Annotated in this window: 20 protein-coding genes and 1 pseudogene; 16 read left to right on the forward strand and 5 right to left on the reverse strand. The window is 33.7% G+C overall.

Annotation, left to right across the window (positions count from 1 at the left end):
* Window positions 1-113 precede the first annotated feature (113 nt).
* Entirely contained in the window at window positions 114-1,043 is a 930-nt protein-coding gene (locus CD147_RS06655) for a manganese-dependent inorganic pyrophosphatase (RefSeq protein WP_103166639.1), read from the reverse strand.
* Between the two features lie 49 nt (window positions 1,044-1,092).
* On the reverse strand, window positions 1,093-1,653 hold the full coding sequence (locus tag CD147_RS06660) for a cysteine hydrolase family protein (protein ID WP_103166640.1): 561 nt from the start codon (window positions 1,651-1,653) through the stop codon (window positions 1,093-1,095).
* Between the two features lie 169 nt (window positions 1,654-1,822).
* On the opposite strand from CD147_RS06660, the gene CD147_RS06665 reads away from it, so the two are divergent.
* On the forward strand, window positions 1,823-2,905 hold the full coding sequence (locus tag CD147_RS06665) for a glycosyl hydrolase family 28-related protein (RefSeq protein ID WP_103166641.1): 1,083 nt from the start codon (window positions 1,823-1,825) through the stop codon (window positions 2,903-2,905).
* A gap of 72 nt (window positions 2,906-2,977) precedes the next feature.
* Here CD147_RS06665 and CD147_RS06670 read toward each other — a convergent pair whose 3' ends face one another.
* Window positions 2,978-3,787, reverse strand: a complete 810-nt coding sequence (locus CD147_RS06670) for a prephenate dehydratase (protein WP_103166692.1) — start codon at window positions 3,785-3,787, stop codon at window positions 2,978-2,980.
* A gap of 30 nt (window positions 3,788-3,817) precedes the next feature.
* Window positions 3,818-4,885: a nitric oxide synthase oxygenase gene (locus CD147_RS06675; RefSeq protein WP_103166642.1), complete on the reverse strand. Its 1,068-nt coding sequence runs from the start codon at window positions 4,883-4,885 to the stop codon at window positions 3,818-3,820.
* Between the two features lie 181 nt (window positions 4,886-5,066).
* Between CD147_RS06675 and CD147_RS06680 the strand changes: the two genes are divergently transcribed.
* The 10 genes from CD147_RS06680 to CD147_RS06725 all read left to right on the forward strand — a co-directional run bounded on the left by CD147_RS06680 (window position 5,067) and on the right by CD147_RS06725 (window position 16,704).
* Window positions 5,067-6,536 (forward strand): nicotinate phosphoribosyltransferase, encoded by a 1,470-nt coding sequence (locus tag CD147_RS06680; RefSeq protein ID WP_103166643.1) that lies wholly within the window; start codon window positions 5,067-5,069, stop codon window positions 6,534-6,536.
* Window positions 6,529-7,350: an ammonia-dependent NAD(+) synthetase gene (gene nadE / locus CD147_RS06685; RefSeq protein WP_103166644.1), complete on the forward strand. Its 822-nt coding sequence runs from the start codon at window positions 6,529-6,531 to the stop codon at window positions 7,348-7,350. Before CD147_RS06680 ends, nadE begins: the two co-directional genes overlap by 8 nt.
* A gap of 192 nt (window positions 7,351-7,542) precedes the next feature.
* The gene (locus tag CD147_RS06690) at window positions 7,543-8,148 is read left to right on the forward strand and encodes a DUF2179 domain-containing protein (protein WP_103166645.1); all 606 of its coding nucleotides are present in this window, start codon (window positions 7,543-7,545) and stop codon (window positions 8,146-8,148) included.
* Window positions 8,129-8,302, forward strand: coding sequence for an NETI motif-containing protein (locus CD147_RS06695; RefSeq protein WP_103166646.1), 174 nt, complete (start codon window positions 8,129-8,131; stop codon window positions 8,300-8,302). The genes CD147_RS06690 and CD147_RS06695 overlap by 20 nt, the downstream gene beginning before the upstream one ends.
* A gap of 347 nt (window positions 8,303-8,649) precedes the next feature.
* Window positions 8,650-9,945: an adenylosuccinate lyase gene (gene purB, locus CD147_RS06700; RefSeq protein WP_103166647.1), complete on the forward strand. Its 1,296-nt coding sequence runs from the start codon at window positions 8,650-8,652 to the stop codon at window positions 9,943-9,945.
* Between the two features lie 93 nt (window positions 9,946-10,038).
* A complete protein-coding gene (locus CD147_RS06705; RefSeq protein ID WP_103166648.1) occupies window positions 10,039-10,341 on the forward strand; it encodes a YerC/YecD family TrpR-related protein in 303 nt (100 codons plus the stop codon).
* 253 nt (window positions 10,342-10,594) lie between these two features.
* Window positions 10,595-11,290 carry a heptaprenylglyceryl phosphate synthase gene (pcrB, locus tag CD147_RS06710; RefSeq protein ID WP_103166649.1) on the forward strand — a complete coding sequence of 232 codons (696 nt, stop codon included), beginning with the start codon at window positions 10,595-10,597 and terminating at the stop codon, window positions 11,288-11,290.
* Window positions 11,287-13,479, forward strand: coding sequence for a DNA helicase PcrA (gene pcrA, locus CD147_RS06715; protein WP_103166650.1), 2,193 nt, complete (start codon window positions 11,287-11,289; stop codon window positions 13,477-13,479). The genes pcrB and pcrA overlap by 4 nt, the downstream gene beginning before the upstream one ends.
* A 3-nt stretch (window positions 13,480-13,482) precedes the next feature.
* Window positions 13,483-15,486 (forward strand): NAD-dependent DNA ligase LigA, encoded by a 2,004-nt coding sequence (gene ligA, locus CD147_RS06720; protein ID WP_103166651.1) that lies wholly within the window; start codon window positions 13,483-13,485, stop codon window positions 15,484-15,486.
* A gap of 12 nt (window positions 15,487-15,498) precedes the next feature.
* Window positions 15,499-16,704, forward strand: coding sequence for a CamS family sex pheromone protein (locus CD147_RS06725; protein ID WP_103166652.1), 1,206 nt, complete (start codon window positions 15,499-15,501; stop codon window positions 16,702-16,704).
* Between the two features lie 214 nt (window positions 16,705-16,918).
* Here the strand turns inward: CD147_RS06725 and putP are convergent.
* Window positions 16,919-18,458, reverse strand: a pseudogene (gene putP / locus CD147_RS06730) (sodium/proline symporter PutP).
* A gap of 483 nt (window positions 18,459-18,941) precedes the next feature.
* Here putP and gatC point away from each other — a divergent pair.
* The 5 genes from gatC (at window position 18,942) to rlmD (ending at window position 24,835) form a co-directional block, all read left to right on the forward strand.
* On the forward strand, window positions 18,942-19,244 hold the full coding sequence (gene gatC / locus CD147_RS06735) for an Asp-tRNA(Asn)/Glu-tRNA(Gln) amidotransferase subunit GatC (RefSeq protein WP_103166653.1): 303 nt from the start codon (window positions 18,942-18,944) through the stop codon (window positions 19,242-19,244).
* Between the two features lies 1 nt (window position 19,245).
* Window positions 19,246-20,703 carry an Asp-tRNA(Asn)/Glu-tRNA(Gln) amidotransferase subunit GatA gene (gene gatA, locus CD147_RS06740; RefSeq protein WP_103166654.1) on the forward strand — a complete coding sequence of 486 codons (1,458 nt, stop codon included), beginning with the start codon at window positions 19,246-19,248 and terminating at the stop codon, window positions 20,701-20,703.
* Window positions 20,704-20,715: 12 nt separating this feature from the next.
* Window positions 20,716-22,143 (forward strand): Asp-tRNA(Asn)/Glu-tRNA(Gln) amidotransferase subunit GatB, encoded by a 1,428-nt coding sequence (gene gatB, locus CD147_RS06745; protein ID WP_103166655.1) that lies wholly within the window; start codon window positions 20,716-20,718, stop codon window positions 22,141-22,143.
* Between the two features lie 228 nt (window positions 22,144-22,371).
* Window positions 22,372-23,334, forward strand: coding sequence for a diacylglycerol kinase (locus tag CD147_RS06750; protein WP_103166656.1), 963 nt, complete (start codon window positions 22,372-22,374; stop codon window positions 23,332-23,334).
* 124 nt (window positions 23,335-23,458) lie between these two features.
* The gene (gene rlmD, locus CD147_RS06755; protein WP_103166657.1) at window positions 23,459-24,835 is read left to right on the forward strand and encodes a 23S rRNA (uracil(1939)-C(5))-methyltransferase RlmD; all 1,377 of its coding nucleotides are present in this window, start codon (window positions 23,459-23,461) and stop codon (window positions 24,833-24,835) included.
* Window positions 24,836-24,837 lie beyond the last annotated feature (2 nt).

The following is a 24,837-nucleotide window of genomic DNA, read 5'->3' on the forward strand; positions in this document are numbered from 1 at the left end:
ATTATTTATAAATAAAAGATAGGGCACCGTAATTTTTGTATTGAGCTTGCTTATATAAAAACAGCCTAAAACACATTGTTTTAGACTGTTTGTTAATTAAACTGTATATTCAATTATTTAGTTAATGCTTCAGTAATTTGAGGTACCACTTGTTTTTTACGAGATACCACGCCTGATAAGAAGGCCATACCATCATCTAATTGAACTTTAAATGCTTCTCCAACTTTATCTTTTTCAGCACCTACAACTAAGATTTTAGAATCACTATTAATGATATCAGTAACAACAAGGACGAATAAATCGTATTTTTGATTAGTGCTTGTTTCTAACATAGCTTTTTCTAATTCGTCTTTACGATTTAATACTTCATCGATATCTACTGTATTGACTTGCGCAATACGAGTAGTGTAGTCGCCCATGTTGAATGATTTAGCATCCATATCTAATAACTCTTCAGCTGTCTTATCCACAGTAGATGCGCCAGCTTTTAACATAGCTAAACCATATTCTTCTAAATCAATATTTGCTATATCTTTAAGTGCTTTAGCAGCATTTACATCTTCTTCAGTGCATGTTGGTGATTTAAATAATAAGCTATCTGAAATAATTGCAGAAATCATTAGACCTGCAATTTCAGGTTTAATTTCGAAACCACGTTCTTTATACATTTTGTATAAGATTGTAGCAGTACAACCAACAGGTTCTGCTCGATACCATAAAGGTGCTGCAGTTTCAAAGTTAGCAATTCTATGGTGATCAACCACGTGTTTAATTTCTGCATCAGCGATTGTTTCAGCACTTTGTTGGAATTCGTTATGGTCTACTAAGATAACTTCTTGACCTTCTAAATTATCAGTTAATAATTCAGGAGCTTTAATTTCAAAATGGTCTAAAGCATATTTAGTTTCAGCATTAATATCGCCTAAGCGATAAGGTGTTGCATCTGAATTCCCAGTTAATTGTTCAAAGTCAGCCATAATGATAGCTGAAGAAATTGCATCAGTATCTGGATTTTGATGTCCAAAAATGTAAGTTTTTGCCATGTGTATTATTCACCCTTATCATATAATTTTAATTTCATTTTATCATGTTTTAATTACTCACTTCTACCTCTGCGCCTAATGAGTTTACAAAATGGCTTAAAGCGTAGTTATGACCATTTTCATTGAAAGAAGCTACACCATCTTTAGGTATCGTAATGTCATATCCCAAATTGTAGGCTGAAACAGCAGTATGGAAAATACAAATATCTGTACATACGCCAACAATTTCAAGAGCAGTAACATCTCTTTCATGCAATAAACTATCAAGAGGTGTGCCATAGAACGAATCATAACGGCGTTTATCTAAAAAGTGAATCGTTTGATTTGTTTTATTCTCATTGTAAAAAGTTTTTACTTTACCATATAATTCACGTCCAGATGTGCCTTCAATATTATGAGGTGGGAAAAGTTTTGATTCTGGATGATATAGATCATCTTCGTAATGTAAATCCATCATAAAAAATATATCTTCATAATTTGAGTGATACTTTTCTAAGCGACGTACGATAAAATCTTCAATGGCTTGACCAGGTTTACCACAAGTTAAGCGGCCATCATCGGCAATAAAATCATATGAATAATCGACAACAATCAAGGCTTTTTTAGTCATATTCAACATTCCTCTCATATAAATGTTTAAGTTAGTTACAAATTGTATAATAATATGGATAAGATAGTGTAAATAGTTCGTATTATGTCTACATATAGTATAGCTAATACATAGTGAAATTGGTATAAACAATACGTATTTATATAGAAACATGGACAGGGGTCAGAAAATGTTAATTAACGCACAAGATTACGGATTAACTGGATATAACAAACGTAAAGATACAAAAGCTATTCAAAAAGCGCTTAATAAGGCGAAACATGGTGAACATACCGTTTACATACCAGGAGGTACATACCATATTGGTAAAGCGCTCATTATTTATGATTCAACTACATTACTTTTAGAAGAAGATACGACGCTTTTACGTTGTAGTAAAGATGCGCTTTTAAAAAATGGTAGACAGTTCGGTTTTTATCATGGCTATCAAGGAAATAGTCATATTTATATAAAGGGCGGAACATTTGATATGAATGGGGTAGATTATCCTTACAATAATACGGCAATGTCTATTGGTCATGCTGAAGATATTCAACTGATTGGGGTGACAGTGTTAAATGTTGTGGGAGGGCATGCTTTAGATGCTTGTGGTATTGATGGACTATATATCAGAGATTGTATTTTTAAAGGATTTAGAGATATAGATGGGGATCGTTCATTTTCAGAAGCAATTCAGTTAGACATCCAAGTGCCTGGTGCATTTCCGAAATTTGGCACAACGGATGGAACAATTACTAAAAACGTTGTAATTGAAAATTGTTACTTCGGAGCAGGTGAACATACAGCTATGAAAGCTTGGAATAGAGCAATTGGTTCCCATGCAAGTCGTCACAATAAATTTTATGACAATGTATCTATCAGAAATAATATCTTCGATGGTCTCAATGAATATGCACTCACTCCATTAAAATCTAAAAATATGATTATTTCGCAAAATGAATTTAGAAATTGTAATGGTGGTATTCGCTTTTTGGGAGTTAAAGATGGTAAGAATGCGGCTGACCCATTAACTGGCCATGTTCAAGCATCTCAAGGTGGCGAGAATTTAAGCGTAATTGGCAATCATTTTTCAGGAAAAATGAAACGAGACGCGATTCATATTAGAAGTTATAATAATGCTAAGCATAAGCAAGTATTTATTGCAGGCAATACCTTCGATGACGCTTCTCAAACGATACATTTAGAGGATATTTCAGAATTGACTTTTAATCAACATGATGATGTTAAAGTTAAAAAAATTAATGTACAATAAAAAACTTCGAGAGCGGAGAGAAATCTAGTGTTAATTTAAAGATTTCATTATCTCTAGCTCTCGAAGTTATTTTTAGGAGTATGCATTAAAAACTCCAATTATTTTCACTTTAAAATTCAAGTTGTTCAAAATTGATATGACGTTATCCAGTTCTTTTGTTTTACCTGTCGTCGTTTGAACAAAAAAGTAATAAAAACCTAACTCCTGTTTCATTGGACGGGATTCTATCCACGATAAATTAATATCAAATAATGCAAACGTATTTAGTATTTTAGCTAATAAGCCAGCTTTATTAGCTTTAGGCGATATCAATAGTATAGTATTATCTCCATCTTTATCGAAGTTAGCATGATTTTTGATAACTAAAAAGCGAGTGATATTGAGTGAATAATCTTGAATATGGCTATCGATAGGAGTGAAGCCATATAATTCTCCGCTTCCTAATGGCGCAATAGCCGCTTCAGTAAAGGATATTCTCTCTAATCCTTGAATTGTACTATCCACGTAATCATATGCAAATTGATGCTTGTGTATATATTGGATTGTTTGACTAATGGCTGGTGCGATGGAATATACTTTTGTAATGTCTTCGATTTGAGCTCCTTCATTCGCATATAAACCAAAATCTATATTCACGTAAATTTCACCATGTGCGTAAACATCCTGTTGAATTAATGAGTCAGCAATAATATTAATAGTGCCTTCAATCGAATTTTCAAGCGGTACAATACCTATTGCATCGTCATTTTCTGCTACGGATTTAACTACATCATATAAGTTTTGCTGTGGACAGTGACTATATATCACTTCTTTTTCTAAAGAATATTGCTTTGCTGCAAGATAAGAGAAAGTTCCTTTAGGTCCTAAATAATATAAATTCATCACTAACTTTACCTCCGTGTCTGGTGAACATTAATGGAATGGACACTTCAATGCTTGTTTCTTTTTATGATGAAAATTAGGATTCTTAATCTTATTTTTATATCCATGGTGATAATTCTCAGTCAGTGTAGGTGAAAGAGGCGGCGCTAGCCATGACCATTTACCAGTTATTTCTCGCTCATGTCGATGTTCTTTCTCTTCAAATAGTTGGAACTGCTTTGATGCAGTTAAATGATCTACAATTGATACACCTTGTGATTTAAAAGAATGGTAAATAGCATAACTGAATTCTACTAATGTTCGATCTTTATTAAATGAATTATTTTTAAGTGTACCAAAATCGAAGGCCTCCGCAATAGTTTCTAATAAATTATAACGATAAGTATCAGTAAAATTACGAACTGCTATTTCAGTAACCATATACCAACCATTAAATGGTGCAGTTGGATAGACTATACCACCAATGTTTAAATCCATATTAGAGATAATAGGCACACCGTACCATTTTAAATTTAAATCTTTTAATTTCGGAAAACGATCATGCTCGATGTTAACCTCTTTTACTAATTCAGAAGGTAGTGAATATAACTTAATTTCTTCATTAGGCAGTTGGTAAATAAGAGGTAAGACATCAAAATCTGTACCTTCACCTTTCCAACCTAAATGTTCAGCAAGTTGTGTCACTTCACGTTCAGAGGGATCTCCTTTATCTTCATATCCTGCATAGCGTATTAATTGATTATTATAAATTTTCGGCGCATTATCGGCTGAGAAAATAGTGATATATGGTTTTATTTTTCCATCATTCGTCGCTTCTTCCAAATGTTTATTAATTGCAGTAATGAACTCTGAGTCATTACTCACATTTCTTGCGTCTTCAACATGTAGTGACTCCCAAAATAATCGGCCTATACAACGATTAGAATTACGCCAAGCAAGTTTAGCGCCATAACTTAGCTCTTCGTACGTATGTGTATATGTCCCTGTTGAAGCAATTTCTTTTTCTATCATTGCAATTCTTGTTTCCATATCAGCTTTTGAGTACTCTAATTCAGTATACATTGTATGTATAAAAGACTTAGCTTCTTCTAATATCATATGACCACCTCATCCAATATTATAATCTAGCCAACTAATTAACTCATTTAAATACTTCTTTTGTCACTAATTTGTCGGATAACTAATATTTCGTATTTAAAATACGAGTAAAACCACCGAGAATACTCACTTCTATCTAATTATGATAAAATAATGAAAAAGATCGTTAGGAGAGATAATGGTGTATCGTTACGAAGATGACAGTTTAATGTTACATAATGATTTATATCAAATTAACATGGCCGAAAGTTACTGGAATGATGGAATTCATGAACGTAATGCAGTATTCGATTTATATTTCAGAAGTATGCCATTCGAAAGTGGTTATGCTGTATTTAATGGATTAAAACGAGTGATTCAATTTATTGAAAATTTCCATTTTAGCGATTCTGATATAGAATATCTGCAATCAATAGGATATCAAAATGATTTTCTTGGTTATTTAAAAAACCTTAAATTTACAGGTAATATTCGAGCTATGCAAGAAGGAGAACTTTGTTTCGGTAATGAACCTTTACTACGTGTAGAAGCACCTCTTATCCAAGCTCAACTTATTGAAACAGTATTATTAAATATTGTTAATTTCCATATTCTTATCGCTACTAAAGCCAGTAGAATCCGCCAAGTTGCGCCTAATGATATATTAATGGAATTTGGCACACGTCGTGCTCAAGAACTTGACGCAGCTTTATGGGGTGCACGTGCAGCATACATCGGCGGTTTCGATTCAACGAGTAACGTACGTTCAGGTAAACTATTTGGCCTACCCGTTTCAGGAACACATGCTCATGCGTTAGTACAAACCTATGGTGACGAATATAAAGCATTTAAAGTCTATGCTGAACGTCATAAAGATTGTGTGTTTTTAGTAGATACATTCCACACTTTAAAATCTGGTGTACCAACAGCAATTAAGGTTGCTAAAGAACTAGGCGATAAAATTAATTTTGTAGGTATACGTTTAGACTCTGGTGATATTGCCTACTTATCTAAAGAAGCACGACGAATGTTAGACGAAGCTGGTTTCCCAGATGCTAAAATCATTGCTTCAAATGATTTAGATGAACAGACAATTATGAGTTTAAAATCACAAGGTGCTAAAGTAGATTCATGGGGTGTAGGTACTAAATTAATCACTGGTTTTGATCAACCAGCCCTAGGTGCGGTTTATAAACTTGTAGCGGTAGAAAATGAAGATGGCGAATATATTGACCGGATCAAGTTGTCTAATAATGCTGAAAAAGTAACAACACCAGGTAAAAAGAAAGTATATAGAATTATTAATACAAAATCAGGTAAAGCGGAAGGCGACTATATTACGTTAGAGCATGAAAATCCTAATAATGAACAACCGTTAAAAATGTTCCACCCAGTTCACACTTATAAAATGAAGTACATTAAACATTTTGAAGCGGTAGACTTACATCACTCTATCTTTGAAAATGGTCAACTCGTATATGATTTACCAAGTGAAAAAGAAGCACAAGACTATTTAAAAGAAGCACTTTCAAAATTATGGGAAGAAAATAAACGTTATTTAAACCCACAAGAATATCCAGTTGATTTAAGTACAGCTTGTTGGGACAATAAACATAAACGCATCTTTCAAGTGGCAGAACATGTAAAAGAAATGGAGGAAGACAATGACTAAGTTACAAGATATTGTAATGAAAGAAATGAAAGTTAAAAAGAATATTGATAGTAAACAAGAGATACATGAAATCGTTCATTTTATTAAAAGTTATGTTCAATCTCATGCGTTTGTTAAGTCGCTTGTATTAGGTATTTCAGGTGGGCAAGATTCAACGCTTACTGGTAAACTTGCACAATTAGCGGTTGAAGAATTACGTAATGAAGGTCGCGAATGTCAGTTTGTCGCAGTAAAACTTCCATATGGTGTACAGAAAGATGCTGATGAAGTAGAAGAAGCTTTAAAATTTATCAATCCTGATGAAACAATCACCGTAAATATTAAACCAGCCGTAGACCAAAGTGTACAATCCCTAAAAGAAGCGGGCATTGAGTTAACAGATTTTCAACGTGGTAATGAGAAAGCACGTGAACGTATGAAAGTACAATATTCTATTGCCTCTAATAGAAGTGGTATTGTGATAGGAACAGACCATTCTGCAGAAAATATTACTGGTTTTTATACTAAATATGGTGATGGTGCAGCAGACATTGCTCCAATTTTCGGCTTAAATAAAAGACAAGGTAAACAATTATTAAAGTATTTAGAAGCACCTAAACGTTTATATGAAAAAATTCCAACTGCTGATTTAGAAGATGATAAACCACAATTACCTGATGAAGAAGCATTAGGGGTAAGTTATGAGCATATTGATGATTACTTAGAAGGCAAAGAAGTTCCTAGTGATGCACGCGAAACAATAGAAAAGCATTATGTTCGTAATGCACATAAACGTGAATTAGCATACACAAGATATACGTGGCCAAAAAATTAATACGCCTAACATACTAGATCTTACATTAAATAGTCTGTAAATAAACATTATAATAGGTTGAAAAATAATGATTTACTAATCTTGATTAAAACTAAATACACATAGTATATGATGATTTACTAGTGACAAAATAAACTATCACTGATAAAATTATCTCGATTTTAGTAATATAAGGAAGAAATGAGGAATAGCATGTCAGTGATAACGGCAAACCCATGGCTAATGGTAGCAGCGATATTCGTTATTAACGTTTTTTACGTTACATTTTTAACGATGCGTACAATTTTAACGTTAAAAGGCTATCGCTATGTGGCCGCAATAGTGAGTTTCCTTGAGGTATTGATATATGTAGTGGGTCTTGGATTAGTAATGTCTAGTCTTGACCAAATTCAAAATATCGTTGCCTATGCCTTTGGTTTCTCAATTGGTATCATAGTGGGAATGAAGATTGAAGAAAAACTCGCATTAGGTTATACAGTTGTAAATGTAACTTCATCAGAGTATGAATTAGATTTGCCAAATGAATTAAGAAATCTTGGGTACGGCGTTACGCACTATGAAGCTCATGGTAGAGATGGTAGTCGAATGGTAATGCAAATTTTAACCCCTAGAAGATTTGAACGTAAGTTAATGGAAACGGTACGTACATTAGATGAAAAAGCTTTTATCATTGCGTATGAGCCTAGAGCAATACACGGTGGTTTCTGGACTAAAGGCGTACGTACTAGAAAAGTTAAAGCTTATGAAGTAGAAGAAATAGAAAGCGTAGTGGAACACGATGAAGTTCAAAGTAAATGATAATGAAACTATCTCAGAGTGTTTAGCACGTATGCGTGAAGCAGGCTATATGCCCGTCAAACGTATTGAAAAGCCGGTGTATACCGAAGACAAAGCCGGAAATATTGAAGTGTTACGTCAAGATATTCAGTTTGTTGGTAAAAAATTAGAATAGGGCTCGAATCAGAATACAAATATAATTTGAATATTTGGTTGATTCGTCGTCATTTCCTAAAAGAAATCTAAGTGAAGAATTAATAGTTAAGATGATTGAACGACACATCATCTATTAGTATTAAATGCACTTAGGTTTCTTTTTGTTGTTGTATTTGCCATAAATTAAGATATTAGTGTATTTCTTATAAGAATCATTTATACTAGAAATGCGAGAAAAAGACTTATACTTTTTATATATAATCTGTTAAACTTAAACAGAAAGCTTAGACACGAACTATTTTTGTGTTTTTATGGTTAATGTACAGTTTTTACCACGAATTTAATACATAGAATAGGAGTTTAAAGATGATTGAACGTTATTCAAGAGAAGAAATGTCTAATATTTGGACAGACCAAAATAGATATGAAGCATGGTTAGAAGTTGAAATTTTGGCGTGTGAAGCATGGAGCGAATTAGGACATATTCCTAAAGAGGATGTTAAAAAGATAAGAGAAAATGCGCGAGTGAATGTTGAACGTGCTAAAGAAATTGAAGAAGAAACACGTCATGATGTGGTAGCTTTTACTAGACAAGTTTCTGAAACGTTAGGTGAAGAGCGTAAATGGGTTCACTATGGTTTAACTTCAACGGATGTAGTCGATACTGCATTAAGTTATGTTATTAAACAAGCAAATGAAATTATTGAAAAAGATATCGAACGTTTTATTAAAGTATTAGAACAAAAAGCTAAAAAATATAAATACACATTGATGATGGGACGAACTCATGGTGTACATGCTGAACCAACAACATTTGGTGTAAAAATGGCGCTATGGTACACAGAAATGAAACGTAATTTAAAACGTTTTAAAGAAGTACGTGAAGAAATTGAAGTAGGTAAAATGAGTGGCGCAGTAGGAACATTCGCAAATATTCCACCAGAAATTGAAAGTTACGTTTGTAAACATTTAGGTATCGACTCTGCACCAGTATCTACTCAAACGTTACAACGTGATCGTCACGCATATTACATTGCAACGCTAGCATTAATAGCTACATCACTAGAAAAATTTGCTGTAGAAATTCGTAACTTACAAAAAACTGAAACACGAGAAGTTGAAGAAGCATTCGCCAAAGGCCAAAAAGGCTCTTCAGCTATGCCTCATAAACGTAATCCAATTGGTTCTGAAAATATTACTGGTATTTCGCGTGTCATCCGTGGCTATATTACAACTGCGTATGAAAATGTACCATTATGGCATGAACGAGATATTTCTCATTCATCTGCTGAACGTATAATGTTACCAGACGTAACCATTGCACTAGATTATGCGTTAAATCGTTTTACAAATATTGTAGATCGTTTAACTGTATATGAAGATAATATGAGAAATAATATTGATAAAACGTTTGGTTTAATCTTCTCACAACGTGTGTTGTTATCTTTAATTAATAAAGGTATGGTTCGTGAAGAAGCCTATGATAAAGTACAACCTAAGGCTATGGAATCATGGGAAACTAAAACGCCATTCCGTACGTTAATAGAACAAGATAATGATATTACTGACGTTCTTTCTAAAGAAGAATTAGATGAATGCTTCAACCCTGAACATCATTTAAATCAAGTAGATACAATCTTCCAACGCGCTGGCCTAGAATAAGTAACCGTTCTTTTCAATGAAATTACTACACTTTAACTATTTAATGCGTTAAAATGAAGATATATTGAAATTGGAATATAGGGGTTGTTTGAGATGCAAATCGAAAAACTACGAGGACAAGCATTAGATGAACTATTTGATGCGATTCTAACACTTGAAAATAGAGAAGAGTGCTATCAATTTTTTGATGATTTATGCACTGTAAATGAAATACAATCATTATCTCAAAGACTTCAAGTCGCTAAAATGATTAAACAAGGCTTTACTTATGCAACGATTGAAAAAGAATCGGGTGCATCAACAGCGACTATTTCTAGAGTGAAACGTTCATTACAATGGGGTAATGATGCTTATACAATAATCCTAAATCGATTAAATATTGAGACGAAAGAATAAGTTTTAATAGTTTAGGTATAGATATCGTACTCATAACTCGGAAATCATTTCCAATTAGGAAATGGTCTTCGAGTTTCTTTCTTTTATATATGATTTTAATAGTTTATTTGTAATGCTAAGTAGTTAATAAAACAAATTGATTTAACGGCTATAAGTTGTAAATTTTCGGTGTGAAAATGGTCTAATCTATTTAGAACTCAAAGGTTAAAAATGCTATAATTTAGTGTATGTTAAAAAAAGGAGTTATGGATATATGTACGACATTAAGGAATGGCAACATGTGTTTAAACTTGATCCGGCTAAAGAGATAAGTGACGAAGATTTAGACGCATTATGCATGTCAAATACGGATGCAATAATGATTGGTGGAACAGATAACGTTACCGAGGATAATGTCATTCATTTAATGAGTAGAGTGAGAAGATATCCGTTACCACTAGTTCTTGAAATTTCAAATTTAGACACTGTCATGCCTGGATTTGATTTTTACTTTGTCCCAAAGGTATTAAATAGTAAAGATACAACTTATCACAATGGTATGTTACATAAAGCGCTAAAACAATTTGGTCATATGATTAATTTTGAGGAAGTCGTATTGGAAGGCTATTTAGTGCTTAATCCAGATAGTAAGGTTGCCCAATTAACACAAGCTAAGACAAACTTAGATATCGAAGACGTGGAAGCTTATGCACAAATGGTTAATGAAATGTATAAACTACCTATGATGTACATTGAGTATAGTGGTAGTTATGGAGATGTTGAAATGGTAAAAGCGGTATCTAAAATGCTAACCAATACGCAATTGATATATGGTGGCGGCATTAGTTCTCTGGAACATGCACAAGAAATGAAACAGTTCGCCGATACCATTATCGTAGGAAATATTATATATTCAGACATTAAGAAAGCCCTTAAAACAGTAAAAATTAAAAAGGAGTCTAATAAATGAATTCATTAGTCAGTAATATGAATAAAGAGCAAAGTGAAGCGGTAAGAACTACAGAAGGACCACTACTTATAATGGCTGGTGCTGGTTCGGGTAAGACGAGAGTATTAACGCATCGAATCGCCTATTTATTAGATGAAAAAGATGTCTCTCCTTATAATATTTTAGCGATTACCTTTACTAATAAAGCAGCCAAAGAAATGAAAGAACGTGTGGAACAATTAGTGGGCGAAGAAGCCCAAGTAATATGGATGTCAACCTTCCACTCTATGTGTGTGCGTATCTTAAGAAGAGATGCAGATCGCATTGGAATCGAACGCAACTTCACAATTATTGATCCAACCGATCAAAAATCTGTGATAAAAGATGTACTTAAAAATGAAAACATCGATAGCAAACGCTTTGAACCACGTATGTTTATTGGCGCAATCAGTAATTTGAAAAATGAATTGAAGACACCTGAAGATGCCATCAATGAAGCTAATGATTTTCATTCACAAATGGTGGCAACGGTATATAGTGGTTATCAACGTCAACTATCACGCAACCAAGCGTTGGATTTTGATGACTTAATTATGAAGACAATTAGATTATTTGAACGTGTTCCAGATACGCTAGAATATTATCAAAATAAATTCCAATATATTCACGTGGATGAATATCAAGATACCAATAAGGCTCAATACACACTTGTCAAACTTCTCGCTAGCAAGTTTAAAAATCTCTGTGTTGTTGGTGATTCAGACCAATCTATTTATGGATGGAGAGGTGCTGATATTCAAAATATTTTATCCTTTGAAGCGGATTATCCGAATGCTAAAACTATTTTCTTAGAGCAAAACTATCGTTCAACTAAAACTATCTTAACGGCAGCTAATGAAGTAATTAAAAATAATTCGGAACGTAAACCGAAAGGCTTATGGACAGCTAATACAGGTGGAGATAAGATAAAATACTATGAAGCAATGACTGAACGTGACGAAGCCGAATACGTTGTACGTGAAATTATTAAGCATCGAAAAATTGGAAAAGATTATAATGATATGGCGATTCTATACAGAACCAATGCGCAATCTCGTGTGTTAGAGGAAACATTTATAAAATCAAATATCCCTTACACGATGGTTGGGGGACAAAAGTTCTATGATCGTAAAGAGATTAAAGATTTACTAAGCTATCTTAGAATTGTAGCTAATAGTAATGATGATATAAGTTTGCAACGTATTATAAATGTACCTAAACGCGGTATTGGTCCTTCATCAGTTGAGAAGATTCAAAGATACGCCGTTGAGAATAATATAAGTATGTTTGACGCATTGGGTGAAGTGGATTTTATTGGCCTTTCTAAAAAAGTGACACAAGAGTGTATTCAATTTTACGAGTTAATTCAAAACTTAATTAAAGAACAAGAATTTTTAGAAATCAGTGAAATTGTGACAGAAATTCTTGAAAAGTCAGGTTACCGTGACATGTTAGAACGTGAACAAACGATTGAATCGAGAAGTCGTTTAGAAAATATCGATGAATTCATGTCAGTACCTAAAGATTATGAAGAAAATACTCCTCTAGAAGAACAATCATTAATCAACTTTTTAACAGATTTATCATTAGTGGCTGATATCGATGAAGCTAATATCGAGAGTGGCGTTACGTTAATGACTATGCACTCAGCTAAAGGCTTAGAGTTCCCAATTGTATTCTTAATGGGTATGGAAGAATCGTTATTCCCTCATATTCGCGCAATTAAAAGTGATGATGAACATGAAATGGAAGAAGAACGTCGTATTTGCTATGTAGCGATCACACGTGCCGAAGAAGTCTTATATATTACGCATGCTACGTCACGAATGTTATATGGACGTTCACAATCAAATATGCCTTCACGTTTCTTAGGTGAAATTCCTGAAGATCTATTAGAAATGCCTGCAAAACAACAACGACAAACGATTACACCTAAGTCCTCATCACAACCGAAACGTGGTTTTAGCAAACGTACTACATCCTCTAAGAAACAAGTTTCGGTTTCAGATTGGAAAGTAGGAGACAAAGTGACGCATAAATCTTGGGGAGAGGGTATGGTAAGTAATGTGAACGAGAAAAACGGTTCTGTAGAATTAGATATTATTTTTAAATCTGAAGGACCTAAGCGTTTATTAGCTCAATTTGCCCCTATTAGTAAAAAGGAGGATTAATTAATGGAGAACATCCAAAACCGAGTGAATGAGTTGCATGCTTTATTAAATCAATATAGTTATGAATACTATGTGCAAGATAATCCTTCTGTACCAGATAGTGAATACGATAAATTATTACGTGAATTAATTGATATTGAAGAAGCGCATCCAGAATATAAAACAAATGATTCGCCAACAGTGCGTGTGGGTGGAGAAGCACAATCCTCATTTGAAAAAGTCGACCATGATACACCTATGCTAAGTTTAGGTAATGCTTTCAATGAAGCCGAATTACGTCGATTCGATGAACGTATACATGATCATACAGATAATGTGGAATACATGTGTGAATTAAAAATTGACGGGTTAGCTGTGTCTCTAAAGTATGTGGATGGTCGCTTCGTACAAGGATTGACACGTGGAAATGGTACGACCGGCGAAGATATAACTGAAAATTTACGCACTATTCATGCGATCCCATTGAAAATTAAAGAACCATTAAACTTTGAAGTACGTGGCGAAGCCTATATGCCACGTAGTTCATTTATGGCTTTAAACGAAGAAAAAGAAAAAAATGAAGAACAACCATTTGCTAATCCACGTAATGGTGCTGCAGGTTCTTTAAGACAATTAGACCCTAAATTAGCAGCCAAGCGTAAATTAAGTGTCTTTTTATATAGTGTAAATGATTTTACAGATTTTGATGCTACTACTCAAAGTGGCGCTTTAGATGAATTAGATCGTCTTGGTTTTAAAACAAACCAGGAACGTGAACGCGTTAAAGATATTGAGGGTGTTTTAAAATATATTGAAAAGTGGACAGAACAACGTGAACAACTTCCATATGATATTGATGGCATTGTAATAAAAGTTAATGATTTAGACCAGCAAGATGAAATTGGTTATACTCAGAAATCGCCAAGATGGGCCATTGCTTACAAATTTCCTGCTGAAGAAGTGGTAACCACTTTACAAGATATCGAATTAAGTATAGGCCGCACAGGTGTCGTTACACCAACAGCTATTCTTGAACCAGTGCGTGTAGCAGGAACTACAGTCTCTAGAGCCTCTTTACATAATGAAGATTTGATTAGAGAGCGTGATATTAGAATAGGGGATAGTGTAGTTGTTAAAAAGGCTGGAGATATTATTCCAGAAGTCGTTAGAAGTGTAATTGAACGACGACCAGACGATACTCGACCGTATCATATGCCAACTCATTGTCCAAGTTGTGGTCACGAACTTGTACGCATTGAAGGTGAAGTAGCTCTACGTTGTATCAACCCTAAATGTCAGGCGCAACTTGTAGAAGGCCTTATCCACTTTGTATCACGTCAAGCAATGAATATTGATGGTCTAGGCACTAAAATCATTCAACAACTCTATCATAATCATGTAATTAAAGATGTAGCAGATATTTTCTACCTAACTGAAGATGATTTATTACCGTTAGAACGTATGGGTGCAAAAAAGGTTGAGAATCTACTCACTGCGATACAGGCTTCTAAAGCTAATTCATTAGAACATTTATTGTTTGGTTTAGGCATTCGCCACTTAGGTGTTAAAGCAAGCCGAGTTCTCGCTGAGAAATATGAAACTATGGATCGTTTGCTTGAAGTTACTGAAGAAGAGTTAGTAAGCATTCATGATATAGGAGATAAACTTGCCCAATCTGTAGTTACTTATTTGGAAAATGAAGATATTCAAGCTTTAATTGAAAAATTGAAAACTAAGAACGTTAACATGGTATATAATGGTGTTAAAACAAGTGAGATAGAAGGGCATCCTGATTTTCAAGATAAAACAATAGTCCTAACAGGAAAGTTACAACAAATGACTCGAAAAGAAGCTTCAGCTTGGTTAGAGATGCAAGGCGCTAACGTAACAAGTAGTGTAACAAAAAGTACGGATCTAGTTATTGTAGGTGAAGATGCGGGTTCAAAACTAACTAAAGCTGAAAAGTTTGGTACTGAAGTTTGGACAGAAGAACAGTTTATAACTAAGAAAGATGAAATATCAAATTAGAGGAGAACGGCAATGAAGCGGACACTACTATTGGTAATTATGTCGCTTGTGCTGTTAGCGGCATGTGGCAACGGTAATAATAAAAATGATCAATCGGTTAACAAACAAGAAGATACAAGCTCAAATTCAAATAACGTAAAGACAATTGCAACAGATAAGAAAGTGCAAGGGGATAATTATCGTACAATTTTACCGTTTAAGGAAAGCAAAGCTAGAGGGGTATTACAAGATAATATGGCCAATAGCTATAACGGAGATGATTTTGAGAGTGGCTTATTAAATTTAAGTAAAGAGGTTTTTCCTACCGATGATTTTCTTTATCAAGATGGACAATACTTAGATAAAGATACACTTAATAACTACTTGAACCCTAAATACTCTAAAAAAGAAATTGATAAAATGAACGATAGTGAGAAAAAATCAAAAAAAGCTAGTGAAAATTTAGGCTTAAACCCTTCACATAACGGAGAAGATGATCCTAAGAAGATTGCTGATGACTCTCCCGCTTATTTGTCTAATATTTTAGAACAAGATTTTTATGATAATAGTGATACAAAAGGGTCTAATATTAAAGGTATGACCATTGGCTTAGCTATGAATAGTGTGTATTATTATCAAAAAGAAAAAGATGGCGAAACATATAGTAAAAATCTTAATGATGATGAAATTGAAAAACAAGGTAAAGCCATGGCTTCTGAAATACTTACTCGGTTAAGGGCAAATGATGATTTAAAAGATATACCTATCCATTTTGCGATTTACAAGCAATCTGATCAAAACTCAATAACACCAGGAGAATTTATAGCGAATACTACGGTAGATGAAGACCAAACTAAAATTAATAAATGGAATAAAATTAACGAAGTATCAGCATTACTACCATCAGAAACTGCAGAGAAGTATAATGAAACCTTAAACAATAACTTCAAGCAATTTAATAATAATCTACAATCTTATTTTACAAACTTTACTCAAGCTGTAGGGAAGGTTAAATTTGAAGATAAGAAACCAAAACAACTGACAATTGACTTACCAATTGATTATTATGGTCAAGCTGAAACAATCGGTATTACTCAGTATGTAACTGAACAAGCTGAAAAATATTTTGACGATATTGATAGCTATGAAATTCGCATTAAGGATGGTAATACATCTCGTGCTTTAATCAGTAAAACAAAAGACGATAAAGAACCACAAGTTCATATTTATAATAATTAGTTATAGTTAAGAGGTTATGAGATATAAACTTCAAAAAGAGTTGTAGAGGTGATTCGATGATGAATTACCTCTACAACTCTTTTTATCAATCTTACATTAGTTATGCGTACTGTTACTTTAAAATAAAAAGTTAATTTGTACCATCTTTGATTTGAGATACCTATATCTCATCCATTTAAGTTTTAAAGTTATTTTAAATAGTATTTCTTTTCACTTATTTCTCTTTAATAATATCTTTTACTTGTGCTAAATCTCTTTCAACAAACTCACCAGGTGGTTGTGTGAATAAGCTAACAACATAAGTAACTATGACACTTAAAAGAAAACCTGGAATAATTTCATACATACCAAAGATTTCATTAATACTTGCTAATGGTTTAATCCAAACAATCCATACAATAACGACTAATGCACCAGCAATCATACCGCTAATAGCACCAGCGCGTGTGAGCTTTTTCCAGTAAAGTGCAAATAATACTAGTGGACTAAATGCAGCTCCAAAACCAGCCCATGCGTTACCAACCAAGTTCAAAATAGTATCATTAGGAGACCAAGCAATAGCAATCGCTATTATAGCTACGACAAGCACTGAAAGTCTACCTACTAATACAAACTCCTTTTGGTGTGTTTTAGCGAGTTCTTCGCCACGGAATAATTTATAGAAATCTTCGGTTAATGAACTTGAAGTTACAAGAAGTTGTGAAGAAATCGTACTCATAATAGCGGCTAAAATAGCTGCAAGTAAGAAACCACCTACAAGTGGGTGGAACAGAATTTGACTCATAATAATAAATAATGTTTCAGGATCATTCATTTTAATATCATTATCGGCTATAAAAGCGATACCTGTTAAACCAACGCCAACAGCTCCTAAAAGACCAACTGCCATCCAGCTTATACCAATTCGACGCGCCTTAGGTAACATCTTATGTGACTTGATTGACATAAATCTAACAATGATATGAGGTTGGCCAAAATAACCTAATCCCCATGCAAAAAGGGAAATCATACCTAAGAAAGTAGTGCCTCTAAATAAATCCAAGTTTGTAGGTTTCATTTCAGCTACACGAGAGAAGGTGCCCCATCCATTTAGATGCATCATAGCTACAATAGGTACCATAACCATGGCGATTAACATGATTACACCTTGGAAGAAGTCGGTAATCGATACAGCTAGATAGCCGCCAAAAAATGTATATAAAATAACAATGACAGCTACTAAAATAAGTCCAAAGTGATAATCAAGGCCAAATGCACTTTCAAATAGTTTTCCCCCTGACACAAAACCTGAGTGTGTATATAAAGTGAAGAATACTACAATGATTAGGCCAGAAACAATTTTAATAATAGATTGTTTGTCGTTTAATCTATTTTTAAAAAAGTCTGGTAGGGTAATTGCATCTCCTGCAAGCTCTGTATAAACTCTTAGCCTAGGTGCGACAATTAAATAAATTTAAATAAGCGCCAAGCGTTAACCCAATTGTAATCCATATTGCTGATAAGCCAGTACTATAGACTGAACCTGGCAATCCCATTATCATCCAACCACTCATATCTGATGCTCCTGCCGATAGAGCGGTATTGTATGGGCCGATACTTCTACCGCCTAACATGTACTCACTTAAATTACCAGTTGCTTGTTTATAACCATAGTACCCGATGATAAGTAAAATAATAAAATAAATAGCAATCATTATATATGTTTGCCAACCAGTGTTCACATGACTACTTAAACTTGCTCCTAAAGTAAACATCTAGAACTACCCCCTTTGTTTTAAGCTACCTATCGCTAAAAATTTACCTTAATCAAAAGTATTATCTTTTAACGCTTAGTAATAAGATGCTTAATAAATAAGTTACATGTAATATTATACAATATAATGCATGTATTAAAGAAGTATTAATTTTGCTATATAGATAAATAATAGTGTCAAAATAGAATAGTAAGCGCTTACTATTTGTTGGAGTAAAATAAATTTATTTATACGTATATTGCATATATTGTAAAAAACTTAACTTTAATTAAATTTGTATATATTAAAAAGGTACAAAAGCTTAAATGAGTTACATTATTTTATACAGTATATAAAATTAGTAGTTGTATAAGGTGAAACTTTAATCTTTATTTAGTATAAGAGGGTGGCTAACTGACTGTTATAATAATAAATATTTAGATTTTTAAGTGAAAATTTGATACAATTTTATGATGAATGAGTAATAAGGAGGCTTTTTAATTAATGACTAAAGTTACACGTGAAGAAGTTGAACATATAGCACACTTAGCTAGACTTCAAATTTCTGAAGAAGAAACAGAAGAAATGGCTCAAACACTTGAAAGTATTTTAGATTTTGCGAAACAAAATGATACAGCTAATACTGAAGGTGTTGAACCAACCTATCACGTTTTAGACTTGCAAAATGTCTTACGTGAAGACAAAGCAATCGAGGGCATTCCTCAAGAGCAAGCATTAAAAAATGCTAAAGAAACAGAAGTTGGTCAATTCAAAGTACCAGCTATCATGAACGAGGAGGACGCTTAAGATGAGTATTCGCTATGAATCTGTTGAAAATTTAATAAAAATGATTAAAAACAATGAAATTAAACCTTCTAACGTAGTAAAAGATATTTACGACGCTATCGAAGAAACTGATCCAACAATAAAATCATTTTTAGCTTTAGATAAAGAAAATGCGATAAAAAAAGCTGAAGAATTAGATGAACTCCAAGCTAAAGGCCAAATGGAAGGTAAGTTATTTGGTATTCCAATGGGTATCAAAGACAACATTATTACTAAAGATGTAGAAACAACGTGTGCAAGTAAAATGTTAGAAGGCTTCGTTCCTATCTACGATTCAACAGTTATGCAACAATTGCATAATGAAAATGCCGTATTAATTGGTAAATTAAATATGGATGAATTCGCTATGGGTGGTTCAACTGAAACATCTTACTTTAAAAAAACGGTTAACCCATTTGACCACACTGCAGTTCCAGGTGGTTCATCAGGTGGTTCAGCAGCAGCTGTGGCAGCCGGATTAGTGCCATTTAGTTTAGGCTCTGATACTGGTGGTTCTATTAGACAACCAGCAGCATATTGTGGTGTAGTGGGTATGAAACCTACCTATGGCCGTGTATCACGTTTTGGTTTAGTAGCGTTTGCGTCTTCATTAGATCAAATCGGCCCAATTACACGTAATGTTAAAGACAATGCATTAGTATTAGAAGCTATTTCAGGAATTGATAAAAATGACTCTACAAGTGCACCTGTTGATGATATAGACTTTACTTCTGACATTGGTAAAGATATTAAAGGCTTAAAAATTGCGCTACCTAAAGAATACTTAGGCGAAGGCGTTAATGAAGATGTAAAAGAATCAGTTAAAAAAGCGATTGAAACACTTAAGTCATTAGGCGCTGAAGTCGATGAAGTGTCACTACCTAACACAAAATATGGTATTCCATCATATTATGTTATTGCCTCTTCAGAAGCATCAGCAAACTTAGCTCGTTTTGATGGAATTCGTTATGGCTATCATTCTAAAGAAGCGCAATCATTGGAAGAATTATATAAGATGTCTAGATCAGAAGGTTTCGGCGCCGAAGTTAAACGTCGTATCTTCTTAGGTACATTCGCGTTAAGTTCTGGTTACTATGATGCGTACTATAAAAAATCACAAAAAGTTAGAACATTAATTAAAAATGACTTCGATAAAGTCTTTGAAAATTATGATGTTGTTGTAGGTCCAACTGCACCAACGACTGCTTTCAACTTGGGAGAAGAAATTGATGAACCGTTAACTATGTATGCTAACGATTTATTAACTACGCCTGTTAACTTAGCCGGTTTACCAGGTATTTCTGTTCCTTGTGGACAATCAAACGGACGACCAATTGGTTTACAATTTATCGGTAAACCTTTTGATGAAAAAACGTTATATCGTGTTGCGTACCAATATGAAACACAATTCAACTTACACGACGTATATGAAAATTTATAAGGAGTGGAAATAATGCATTTTGAAACAGTTATCGGACTTGAAGTTCATGTTGAGCTAAAAACAGACTCAAAAATGTTCTCTCCATCACCAGCGCATTTTGGAGCTGAACCTAACTCAAATACTAATGTTATCGACTTAGCATATCCTGGGGTTTTACCAGTTGTAAATAAACGTGCAGTCGATTGGGCTATGCGTGCATCAATGGCCTTAAATATGGAAATTGCAACTCATTCTAAATTCGACCGTAAAAACTATTTCTATCCAGATAATCCAAAGGCATATCAAATTTCACAATTTGACCAACCAATTGGTGAAAATGGATATATTGATATTGAAGTAGACGGTGAAACTAAACGTATTGGTATTACTCGTCTTCACATGGAAGAAGATGCGGGTAAATCAACTCATAAAGACGGTTACTCACTTGTTGACTTAAACCGTCAAGGCACACCTTTAATCGAAATCGTGTCTGAACCTGATATTCGTTCACCTAAAGAAGCTTACGCTTATTTAGAAAAATTACGTTCAATCATTCAATATACTGGCGTATCAGACTGTAAAATGGAAGAAGGTTCATTACGTTGTGATGCCAATATTTCTTTACGTCCTTACGGTCAAGACGAATTCGGTACTAAGACTGAATTGAAAAACCTTAACTCATTTAACTATGTAAGAAAAGGTTTAGAATATGAGGAAAAACGCCAGGAAGAAGAATTGTTAAATGGTGGTACAATCGGTCAAGAGACACGTCGCTTTGATGAGTCAACTGGTAAAACAATTCTTATGCGCGTAAAAGAAGGATCTGACGACTATCGTTACTTCCCTGAGCCAGACATCGTACCTTTATATGTAGATGACGAATGGAAAGAACGTGTACGTCAAACAATTCCTGAATTACCAGATGAACGTAAAGCTAAATATGTGAAAGAATTAGGTTTACCTGAATACGATGCTCATGTGTTAACACTTACAAAAGAAATGTCAGATTTCTTTGAAGGTGCTATCGACCATGGCGCTGACGTTAAGTTAACATCTAACTGGTTAATGGGTGGCGTTAACGAATATTTAAATAAAAATCAAGTTGATTTAGAAGATACTAAATTAACACCTGAGAACTTAGCAGGTATGATTAAACTTATTGAAGACGGCACAATGAGCAGTAAAATCGCTAAGAAAGTCTTCCCAGAATTAGCCGAAAATGGCGGAGATGCTAAGCAAATCATGGAAGACAAAGGTTTAGTCCAAATTTCTGATGAAGCTACTTTAACTAAATTTGTAGTTGAAGCTTTAGATAATAACCCACAATCAGTTGAAGATTATAAAAATGGTAAAGGCAGAGCAATGGGCTTCTTAGTAGGCCAAATTATGAAAGCTTCTAAAGGACAAGCTAACCCTCAAAAAGTAAATCAATTATTAAAACAAGAATTAGATAAAAGATAAGTATAATTATTAATACTTAATATTTAGGACATTAGTTCTGAATGATAGGCTTGAAGATAGTTCGATGAGGACTCATCTTTAAGCCTTCTTTTATATCAAATTTTCTGCTTCTAGTGATTTAAGTTCTTTAATTTGAAAAGTAAAGTAAAGATAATTGATTGAAATACTTTTAACTTACTTGTAAATCATTTAATATAAATATATGTATAAAAAGTTGAGGGATAATTTATGAGAAAACGTGCAAGAATCATCTATAATCCAACTTCTGGAAAGGAATTATTCAAGAGAACTTTACCAGATGTTTTAATAAAATTAGAGCGAGCAGGTTATGAAACGAGCGCGTATGCCACTGAAAGAGAAGGTGATGCTACGCTAGAAGCGGAACGTGCATTGAAACAAAATTATGATATTTTAATAGCTGCTGGTGGCGACGGTACTCTTAACGAAGTAGTAAATGGTATTGCTGAACAACCTAACCGTCCTAAGCTAGGCATCATTCCGATGGGAACCGTTAACGATTTCGGCCGTGCCTTACACCTACCTAATGATATTATGGGTGCAGTTGATGTAATAATTGATAATCATACAACAAAAGTTGATATTGGCAAGATGAATAATCGTTATTTTATTAATTTAGCTGCAGGTGGTCAACTAACTCAAGTATCATATGAAACGCCAAGTCGATTGAAATCTATTGTTGGTCCTTTTGCATATTATATTAAAGGTTTTGAAATGTTACCGCAGATGAAAGCTGTTGATTTGCGAATTGAATATGATGATAACGTTTTTCAAGGTGAAGCATTATTATTCCTATTAGGGCTTACAAATTCTATGGCTGGCTTTGAAAAGCTAGTGCCTGACGCTAAACTAGACGACGGCCATTTTACGTTAATTATCGTTGAGAAAGCGAATCTAGCTGAATTAGGACACATCATGACATTAGCATCCCGGGGAGAACATATTAAACACCCTAAGGTAATATATGAGAAAGCGACATCTATTAATATTTCGTCTTACACTGATATGCAATTAAATGTAGATGGTGAGTATGGCGGGAAATTACCTGCTAACTTCTTAAATTTAAAACGTCATATTGAAGTGTGTACACCTAAAGATATTTATAATGAAGATTTAACAGAGGACCAACAAGTCGACGATATAAGCGAATCGTCATCAATCAATGAACAATAATGATGAATTAAACTAAATAGTTATAGAACGAGATGAAGAGGTTGAGACATAGTTTGAATATATAGTACGTGCATCATAGTCTGTATTTAACTATTCAAACCTCTTTTTCGTGTGGGGTGAAAGAATGGAAGTAATAAATAAAAATGATATTAAACAGGGAACGGTGATTGACCTAACGCATGAAGGTCATGGAGTAGTTAAATTTGATCGCTATCCCATATTTGTGCCCAATGCATTAATAGATGAAGATATCGAATTTAAGATTATTAAAGTTAAAAAGAATTTTGCAATTGGGAAATTAATGAACGTTATCAAAGAAAGTGAAAACCGTGTTGAGCCACCATGTAAATATTATTGGAAATGCGGTGGTTGCCAGTTACAACATATGACCTACGAAGCGCAATTAGCAATGAAGAAAGAGCAGGTTGTGAACCTTTTCCATAGAAAGGCTCAATTCAACAATACAGTTATTAATGATACGGTAGGTATGAATAATCCTTGGCGCTATAGGAATAAGTCTCAGCTTCCAATTGGTAAAGATAAAGACAACTTTGCAATCATGGGGTATTACCGTCAAAGAAGCCATGATATTATCGATATGGACAGCTGTTTAATTCAAGATGAACAACATCAAGAAATTATGAATCAAGTTAAACAATGGCTTAATGAATTAAAAGTAAGTATTTATAATGAAAAAACGAAAAAAGGCTTGCTAAGACATTTAGTTATACGTACCGGTCATTACACAGATGAAATTATGGTTATCTTTGTGACAAATGGTTCGAAATTTAAACAAGCTAATATTTTGGTTGAAAAGTTAAATAAAGCTTTTCCAAATATTACAAGTATTAAACAGAACATTAATAATAGCCATTCGAATGTCATTATGGGGCAACAATCGGTAACGTTATATGGTAAAGATAAAATTGTTGATCAATTAAGCGATACTACATTTAAAATCAGCGACCAATCTTTTTATCAAATTAATTCTAGTCAAACTGAAAAACTTTATCAAAAAGCAATCGATTATGCTCAATTAGATGGTGAAGAAACAGTGCTTGATACTTATTGCGGAATTGGTACGATTGGTCTTTATATGGCGCCGGTAGCTAAGCACGTTTATGGAGTAGAAGTCGTGCCCTCTGCGATTAAAGACGCACAACAAAATGCGACTTTAAACCAATTAGAAAATACGACTTTTGTCTGTGGTAAGGCAGAAGATGTCATTATAGAATGGAAACAACAAGGAATTAAACCCGATGTGGTAATGGTCGATCCACCACGTAAGGGATGCGATGAAACCTTTTTAGATACATTATTAACGCTTAATCCTAAACGTATTGTTTATATATCCTGTAATCCATCAACACAACAAAGAGATGCTCAAATACTGGCTACAAAGTATCATTTGAAAGAAATTACGCCAGTCGATATGTTCCCTCAAACGACACACATCGAAACAGTTGCGCTATTTGAGAGATTAGATAATCCATTTAATTAATA

The organism is Staphylococcus devriesei, assembly GCF_002902625.1.
GTDB lineage: Bacteria > Bacillota > Bacilli > Staphylococcales > Staphylococcaceae > Staphylococcus > Staphylococcus devriesei.